The organism is Psychrobacter sp. AOP31-B2-9 (genome assembly GCF_052378005.1).
GTDB lineage: Bacteria > Pseudomonadota > Gammaproteobacteria > Pseudomonadales > Moraxellaceae > Psychrobacter.
The window spans coordinates 1-4722 of record NZ_JBQSXG010000188.1; the positions used below are offsets into that span (position 1 = coordinate 1).

Annotated in this window: 4 protein-coding genes and 1 pseudogene; 3 read left to right on the forward strand and 2 right to left on the reverse strand. The window is 38.6% G+C overall.

Features of this window, described 5'->3' with window-relative positions; all coding sequences use genetic code 11:
- Positions 1-78: hypothetical protein (locus ACT3SX_RS13945; RefSeq protein WP_444518749.1), on the forward strand; the 78-nt coding region annotated here is incomplete at its 5' end.
- 198 nt (positions 79-276) lie between these two features.
- Here the strand turns inward: ACT3SX_RS13945 and ACT3SX_RS13950 are convergent.
- Positions 277-996: a 3'-5' exonuclease gene (locus ACT3SX_RS13950; protein ID WP_192520653.1), complete on the reverse strand. Its 720-nt coding sequence runs from the start codon at positions 994-996 to the stop codon at positions 277-279.
- A gap of 253 nt (positions 997-1249) precedes the next feature.
- Between ACT3SX_RS13950 and ACT3SX_RS13955 the strand changes: the two genes are divergently transcribed.
- On the forward strand, positions 1250-2866 hold the full coding sequence (locus ACT3SX_RS13955) for an NAD(P)/FAD-dependent oxidoreductase (RefSeq protein ID WP_192520654.1): 1617 nt from the start codon (positions 1250-1252) through the stop codon (positions 2864-2866).
- Between the two features lie 610 nt (positions 2867-3476).
- Here ACT3SX_RS13955 and ACT3SX_RS13960 read toward each other — a convergent pair.
- Positions 3477-3578: pseudogene (locus ACT3SX_RS13960) on the reverse strand (transposase); the annotation flags it as partial.
- A 286-nt stretch (positions 3579-3864) separates the two neighbouring features.
- On the opposite strand from ACT3SX_RS13960, the gene ACT3SX_RS13965 reads away from it, so the two are divergent.
- A partial coding sequence (locus tag ACT3SX_RS13965; RefSeq protein WP_444518748.1) for an AAA family ATPase occupies positions 3865-4722 on the forward strand: 858 nt, incomplete at its 3' end.

Genomic DNA, 4722 nt, shown 5'->3' on the forward strand with positions numbered 1-4722 from the left:
TTAGACCCAACCAACAGCTTTAACCCTGGTATTGGTAAAATGTCTAAAACCAAACGCAATTGCTCATGTTGTCTATAAGTCGTTTAAGCATGATTCTGAATCAGTTATTTGGGGTGTGTCATCAATTAGGGCGCATCTTCACTTAATATTTATCGTTTAGATTGAGAACATGCTCTAAATGTTAAGTTAGGTTGTATCATATGTATTAAAAGCTGCAATACAAAAACGTATTGCAGCTTTTTTTATATCTCAAACTAAAATACGCTCACTTATGATTTAGCCAGCTGTATCTAGAGCCTGCTGACAAGCCTCAGCCAAATAAGGGTCAATACTGTCTTGCTTGAGCATCCATTTTAGATATCCAGCTCCATCGGAATGGGTTGCCAACTTTGCAATAGCCTCACCTTTATATTTGCCAAAACTGAAATGCGTGGGTATGCGTGCCATTTGGCTAAACTCATATAAGCTCTCTGCATCAGTGATGACATGGCCTTGGCTATTGGCTAAATCAATCAGACTACCCAGTACCAACTGAGTGAAGTAAATATCATAAACAGCAGCATGTGCATGTTTTGCTTGCTCACGTGCGATATCTCGATGAAAGAGGTAGAGAAGAGAGACCAGCTTATGGCTTTCTAGCGTAGGTAGCAGATAGTTAGCCATCGCATTGGTGCATATCAGCTTAGGCGTATGTGTCACGCCTGCATTTTTTAGAACGGCCATATCAAAATCAATATTATGACCAATCAAATACTCAACACTACTGGGCAGTCTAAAGTCTGTATGAGGAGGCTCATTCATGATATCTTCTTCACATATATGTGACACTGCCATAGAGCCCAAGCTGATTTCTTTCAGAGGGTTAAAACGCTTGGATCTTGGCTCTTGTAGTACCTCTACCTTGCCATTGTTGATATTCACAATAGAGTAGGCGGCTTCAGTCATGTGCGGCTCAACAAGCCCTGTGGTTTCTGTGTCGAGTATATAAGTGGTCATAATGGGCCTTGATAAATGTGAGGAGCTCAGTGGTCTAATATAAATGCTTGTATTATAGCAGTCTATAGTTACTCCATCATAAAAGTATTGCAGCGTTAACCTGCTTAGATGTACTACTTATCATCAATTAGTAAATATGCTCCTGCCGTCAAATCCGTAAATTTATCCTGTATAAGTAGAATATTTATTCGCTTATTTGTATCAGTACCAGTAAAATGCGAGACTGTTTTCTACACGAGTTTATGAGTAACCAATGATACGTTTAACTGAAATTAAATTGCCATTAAATCATGCACCTGAAGATCTAACGACTGCGATAACGACCAAGCTTAAAATTTCTGCTGAGCAGATGGCATCATTTGTGATGTTTAAACGTGGTTATGATGCTCGTAATAAAAGAAATATCCAATTAATTTATACGCTAGATGTCACGCTGACCGACTCGGATTTGACCAATGATTTACTGGTGCAATTTGAGTCAGACAACCATGTTAGACCAACACCAGATACCAGCTACAAATATGTTGGTCAAGCACCAGAAGACTTAACTGAGCGTCCTATCATTATTGGTTTTGGTCCCTGTGGTTTATTAGTAGGACTCACGCTTGCTCAAATGGGTTTTAAACCCATTATCATTGAACGCGGTAACGAAGTAAGACAACGCACCAAAGATACCTTTGGCTTTTGGCGTCAGCGTAAATTGAACACAGAATCTAACGTACAATTCGGTGAGGGCGGAGCGGGTACTTTCTCCGACGGTAAACTGTATAGCCAAGTAAAAGATCCAAATCATTATGGCCGTAAAGTCATGACGGAATTTGTTAAAGCTGGCGCGCCAGAGGAGATTTTATTTGTTAGCAAACCGCACATAGGTACTTACAAACTAGTCAGCATGGTAGAAAAAATGCGTGCTGAGATTATAGAACTCGGTGGCGAAATTCGTTTTGCTACTCGTGTCGATGATATCCATATCAAAGACGAGCAAATCACAGGCGTTACCTTACACAATGGCGAACGGTTAAACAGCAATCACGTTGTTCTTGCTGTTGGTCATAGTGCCCGTGATACCTTTCAAATGATCCATGATAAAGGCGTGTATGTTGAAGCAAAGCCTTTCTCAATTGGCTTTAGGATTGAACATAAGCAGTCAGCCATCGACCAAGCACGCTTTGGTGATAATGCTGGAAACGAAATACTTGGTGCTGCGGATTACAAACTGGTTCATCATTGTAAAAACGGTCGTTCTGTTTATAGCTTCTGTATGTGCCCAGGTGGCACCGTCGTTGCTGCAACTTCAGAAGAAGGCCGTGTTGTCACCAATGGTATGAGCCAATATTCAAGGAACGAGCGTAACGCCAACAGCGCAATTGTTGTGGGTATCGACCCAGAGCGAGATTACCCAAACCATCCTCTTGCTGGTATCGACTTACAAAGACAACTAGAGACCTTAGCGTTTGAGTTAGGTGGCAAAGACTACAATGCACCAGCGCAAACCATTGGCGATTTCTTAAAAGGCAAACCAGACTCAGAACTCGGTGATGTGAAGCCGTCTTACACTCCAGGTATTACCTTAACGGACCTAAGCAAAGCGTTACCTGATTTTGCCGTGGATGCCATACGTGAAGCCATTCCAGCGTTTAATAGAAAAATCAAAGGCTTTGCATCTGACGATGGTTTACTAACGGGTGTAGAAACCAGAACATCGTCACCAATCAGCATTAAACGTAATAAAGATCTCCAAAGCATTAATACCAAAGGACTATTCCCTGCAGGCGAGGGCGCTGGTTATGCAGGTGGCATATTGTCAGCGGGAATTGATGGTATCAAAGTGGCTGAAGCTGTGGCGAAATCAATATTGAATATAGATTAAGAGCGGCTTTAGGTGATTAAATATTGGGGGTTGTCCTAGGGCGTGTCATTAATTAATACATTTAGTGGCCTTAAAATGGCTGAATTTTGCTAAACATCGTCAGAAATTTTGTCAATATGTTCATATTAACGGCAATTGCTTTCTTGTTTATCTACAATTTTTCTCATTTTAAGCTTCATCATCTACTTGATGACACACCCTAGTTTTCTAAGTCACCTGAGCGGTGATGAAGTCAATACCGCCACGCCCACACCCATTGGTCTTTTTCTAAGTCACCTGAGCGGTGATGAAGAGAGGTTATATGTGGCTGTATGACAAAGACAATTTCTAAGTCACCTGAGCGGTGATGAAGGAGATTTGCAATCACTTCAACACGTTCGACAATTTCTAAGTCACCTGAGCGGTGATGAAGTCTTTTTTGCTTTCAAAGTTATGACGCTTGTCTTTCTAAGTCACCTATGCGTTATATCTAGTAGATAGTATATAAATAATGTATAAAGTATATAGAGTAAGGTTTGGTAGGAGAAAAATTTTTTATATATATAATATACACTATATAAAATACATGTTGGTTCAAGAAATTTTGCATAATTTATAATTTGATCTATAAGGATTGCATGAGTTGCTTCTGAAAGTCTTTGATATCATCGAAGCTGTTAATGCTGCTAGCTATTTGTTAAGCCAGTTTTCTAAGGTCGGTTTGGTTAGTCATTGCTTACTCTCCTGTTAGTGGATTATAAGCAGTTACACAGTTTCTAGGAAGCTCCCTTTTCCTCTCTAAAATCATTTACCATAAGCTCCGTTATATGATTAAAGCTAAACCTATATGATAAGCAATATTTAGAGAAGCAGATAGAATAGTTAATTTCCCCTTACGCAGGGGCGACAAACGGACAGATATCAGAGAAATTTATCTTAGCAGTGGAATTGATGGTTTGAATGGTATTATAGCGAAAGAGAAATACGAATATATCTATATAAAATTGTGAGGAAAAAATATGAAGTTAAGTAAAGCTCGAATTCAAAACTATCGCAGCATTATTGATACTGGTGAATTTGAAATTGAAGACCTAAAAACAATAATGGTTGGCCCTAATGAAGCAGGAAAAACAGTTGTACTAAGAGCTTTGCAACAGTTAAATAAACCTGATGAAGTAGCTGGATTTGATATATTAAGAGATTATCCACGCTCAAAATATAATGATATTAGTTCTGGAAGAGTATTAGCTGAAGATACCATTGTAGTAACAGGTTGGTTCAAACTAGACGAAGCTGATAAAGCTCTTATTCCAAAGCCATTCCATGATTGTATATATAAAGTAGAAAGAGCTATTGATAATCAAAGTTATCACTCTATAGAAAATGGGCCGTCAGCCATATATTTTTCAGACATCAGAGGCGGTTTATTAAGGTTAGCATCACATCTGGATAAGCAATATTTTGTTGAAGACCCAGATGAACAAATGAAGAAGCCAAGTAATATTTTAAATGCAATCGTTAATGAATGGGTAGACTCTACTGAGATATCAGGAGATAGATCCCGTTCTTTGGTTAGCTTTTTAGATAATTATTATGCTCTTATTGAAGAAGACAATACTAAAGAAGAAAAGAGACATGAAGAATTAAGAGCCAAAGCAAAGATTGGTGAATCGTCCGATCTAGTCCTTGACACTCTGGATGCAAGAATGCCAGTTTTTATTCTTTTCAATAATTACTCAAAAGTAAAACCATTAATTAACCTAGATCATTTATACAAAAGGTCAGAGAGTGGTTTGTTAGATGATGAATATTATGATTATGGGAACTTATGTCTTTTAAAGTTTCTAGGATTCGATGTAAAAGAACTATCTGACTTT

What these genes read in the sequence shown, in the direction of transcription:
- ACT3SX_RS13955 (WP_192520654.1), top strand. Translation starts at nt 1,250, where the DNA reads ATGATACGTTTAACTGAAATTAAATTGCCATTAAATCATGCACCTGAA.
- ACT3SX_RS13950 (WP_192520653.1), bottom strand. Translation starts at nt 996, where the DNA reads ATGACCACTTATATACTCGACACAGAAACCACAGGGCTTGTTGAGCCG.